This is a genomic window from Streptomyces sp. H39-S7, assembly GCF_027158205.1.
GTDB lineage: Bacteria > Actinomycetota > Actinomycetes > Streptomycetales > Streptomycetaceae > Actinacidiphila.
Window position 1 is genome coordinate 1 of sequence record NZ_JAPVLU010000128.1, and the last position, 2,856, is coordinate 2,856.

Consider the following 2,856-nt stretch of genomic DNA (forward strand, 5'->3'; position numbering starts at 1 on the left):
GGCCACCTCCTCCATCACGTCCAACGATGAAGAGTTGTCGTGGCATCAGCAATACTGATGCTCATGGATCCGCATCTGCTGCGCACCTTCACGGCGGTCGTCCGGCTCGCGTCCTTCTCCGCCGCCGCACGCGAGCTGGGCTACACCCAGTCCGCCGTCTCGCAGCACATCGCCTCGCTGGAGGCCGACCTCGGGGTGGAACTGCTGGGCCGCCGGCCGGTGGCGCCCACCGAGGCGGGCAGCCGGCTGCTGGAGCACGCCGGGCCGCTGCTGCTGCGGATGGACGCGGCCCGCGCCGAGGTGGTGCGCGCGGCGCACTCCCCCGCCGCGCGTCTGGTGCTCGGTGCGTCCCCGCTGGCGTTCGGCGACCGGACGGCCCTCGCCCTCGCCGGGCTCCGGGCGGCGGCGCCGCGCACGGACGTGACCGTGCGGCTGCTGGAACGCGCCGCCGTCGTGGCCGGGGTGGCACGCGGCGACCTCGACCTCGGCCTGGTGGACGGCGCGGCGGCGCCCAGCGACCCGCTGCGGCTGCCCGACGCCGGCCCGCTGCACACGGCCGGCGTCGGCGAGGAACCGCTGGCCGTCGTCCTGCCGGCCGGTCATCCGCTGGCCGCCCGGGACGGCCTGCGGCTGATCGACCTGGTCGACGCGCTGTGGCTGGACGCCCCGGACGCGGCGATCCCGCTGGGTGACCTGCGCGCGGCGTGCGGCAACGGCTTCCGGACCGGGCCGCGTTACGACGGCACGGACGTACGGGCCGTGCTCGCCCTGGTACGCGCCGGGCACGGGCTGGCGCTGCTGCCGGCATCCGTCGCGGGGACCGCAGGAGTGCCCCTGTCCGCTCCGCGGCTGGTGCACCGTACGGAGTCGCTGCACCGCGGCGACCCGGGCCCGACGGCCCTGCTCCTGACGGAGCTGCTCAGCGCGCCGGGGTGAACACCACGGGACCAGCCCGCCGCACGGCGGTCAGCTCCACCCGTAGCGTTCCGTCAGCCGTTCCACCACGCGGTCGAAGCGCGGGCGGTCCAGCGCGCAGGCCTCCCGGCGCATCCCGTCGGGGTGCACGCGCAGCACGCGGTCGAGGTCGACCCAGGACTCGCGGCCGGCCGCGTCCCACGAGCCGGTGCCGATCGGCACCCATTCGTGGTCCGCGTCGTGCCGCTTGCTGGACAGCTGGACGGCCAGCAGCGTGCCGGCCGCCTCGCGGGCCACGACCAGCACCGGCCGGTCCTTGCCGCGGCCGTCGTTCTCCTCGAACGGCACCCACGTCCAGACGATCTCGCCGGGGTCCGGGTCGCCGTCGCGGTCGGGCGCGTACGTCGTGCGGACCGGTCCGGCCTCGTGGGGCTGTGCCTCGCGCGTCGCGGTCGGTCCGTCGCGGCCGGGGGACGGGGCCGGTACCGCTGCGTCGTTGATCGAAGTGCTCATCGGGCCACGCTAGCGCCTTCGACCGCGGCGGTCGCCGGGTGGTGGGCACCGGCGCCGTCGGCATGCGGCGTCATCGCGTCCAGCAGCCGGCGCAGGCACAGCGCGTCGGGTGCCACGGCCGTGACCAGGACGGCGGGACCGGCGAGCGGCGTGCGGACGGCCTGACCACCGCCGGGGTCCGCGGCGAGGATCGCGGCCTGGGGCAGCTCCTGGACGAACTCCGGCGACACGAGGAGGAGTTGGCCGACGGCCCGGTACCGGTGCAGGATCGCGGGACCGTCCCAGCCCGGGACGCCGGGGCCGAACGACAGCTCCTGGTCCAGCAGGACCTCCCCGGCACGGCGCACGGTCAGCCGGGTGCTGAGCCGGCCCGGCGGCTCCCCCGCGCGGCCGAGGACCTGCTCGTCCCGGTAGACGAGCCGGGCCCCCGCGGCGAGTTCGATCCAGGCGGTCATCCGCAGGTCGCTGCCCGCGGCGGCGATGACCTGCTCGGGCAGCCAGCGCAGCACCGCGTCCTCCTCGACGCCCAACCGCAGGTCGTACGTCGCGGGTTCACCGCCGGCACCCGGCAGCGACAGGGTCGCGGCGGCGCTGCGCACCGTCAGGTCCGCGCCCGCGCCCACCTCGGCGGACAGCTCCAGCCGGTCACCGCCCAGCGGGGCGCTCATCGCGCCGATGACCGTGACCTGCGCGCCGCGGCCGGTGGAGCGGGTGCGGCGCAGCGCGAACGGGCCCTGGCCGGCGAGCACCGGCAGCGCGGTGCCGCCGCGCCCGTCGGCCGCGGCCACGATGCGGGCGGCGGCGCGCACTCCGGCGGCGACGGCGGCGGTCACGCCGGGACCGCGGTCCAGGCGGCGAGCCGCTCGCGGATCCAGCCGGCGACCGGGGCGATGCCGCCCTCGGCGGTCAGCGCGGTGAAGACCACCGGGAGGTCGCCGCGTTGCGCCCTGGCGTCGCGGGCCATGACGTCGAGGTCGGCGCCGACCAGCGGGGCGAGGTCCGTCTTGTTGATGACCAGCAGGTCCGAGGTGGTCACGCCGGGCCCGCCCTTGCGGGGGATCTTGTCGCCGCCCGCGACGTCGATGACGAAGATCTGCGCGTCCACCAGACCCTTGGAGAACGTGGCCGTGAGGTTGTCACCGCCCGACTCGACCAGGACCAGGTCCAGTGGCCCGACCGCGTCCTCGAGGTCCTCGACGGCTTCGAGGTTGGCCGAGATGTCGTCGCGGATCGCGGTGTGCGGGCAGGCGCCGGTCTCCACCGCGCTGATGCGCTCGGGCGGCAGGACGGCGTTGCGCAGCAGGAACTCCGCGTCCTCGCGGGTGTAGATGTCGTTGGTGACCACCGCGATCGACAGCTCGTCGCGCAGCAGGCGGCAGAGCGCGGCGACGGTGGCGGTCTTGCCGGACCCGTCGGCTCCGGCAAGAC

General features: G+C 76.1%; 4 protein-coding genes. 1 reads left to right on the plus strand and 3 read right to left on the minus strand.

The window, feature by feature from the left end; genetic code table 11:
* The first annotated feature begins 63 nt into the window (after positions 1–63).
* The gene (locus O3X23_RS43720) at positions 64–936 is read left to right on the plus strand and encodes a LysR family transcriptional regulator (protein WP_269280949.1); all 873 of its coding nucleotides are present in this window, start codon (positions 64–66) and stop codon (positions 934–936) included.
* A gap of 30 nt (positions 937–966) precedes the next feature.
* Here O3X23_RS43720 and O3X23_RS43725 read toward each other — a convergent pair whose 3' ends face one another.
* The 3 genes from O3X23_RS43725 to ureG all read right to left on the minus strand — a co-directional run.
* The gene (locus tag O3X23_RS43725; RefSeq protein ID WP_269280939.1) at positions 967–1,428 is read right to left on the minus strand and encodes a type II toxin-antitoxin system PemK/MazF family toxin; all 462 of its coding nucleotides are present in this window, start codon (positions 1,426–1,428) and stop codon (positions 967–969) included.
* Positions 1,425–2,261 (minus strand): urease accessory protein UreD, encoded by an 837-nt coding sequence (locus O3X23_RS43730; protein ID WP_269280942.1) that lies wholly within the window; start codon positions 2,259–2,261, stop codon positions 1,425–1,427. Before O3X23_RS43730 ends, O3X23_RS43725 begins: the two co-directional genes overlap by 4 nt.
* Positions 2,258–2,856, minus strand: a 599-nt coding sequence (gene ureG / locus O3X23_RS43735; protein ID WP_269280945.1) for an urease accessory protein UreG, incomplete at its 5' end; no start/stop codon positions are given. The genes ureG and O3X23_RS43730, both read right to left, overlap by 4 nt.

What these genes read in the sequence shown, in the direction of transcription:
- O3X23_RS43720 (WP_269280949.1), top strand. Translation starts at nt 64, where the DNA reads ATGGATCCGCATCTGCTGCGCACCTTCACGGCGGTCGTCCGGCTCGCG.
- O3X23_RS43725 (WP_269280939.1), bottom strand. Translation starts at nt 1,428, where the DNA reads ATGAGCACTTCGATCAACGACGCAGCGGTACCGGCCCCGTCCCCCGGC.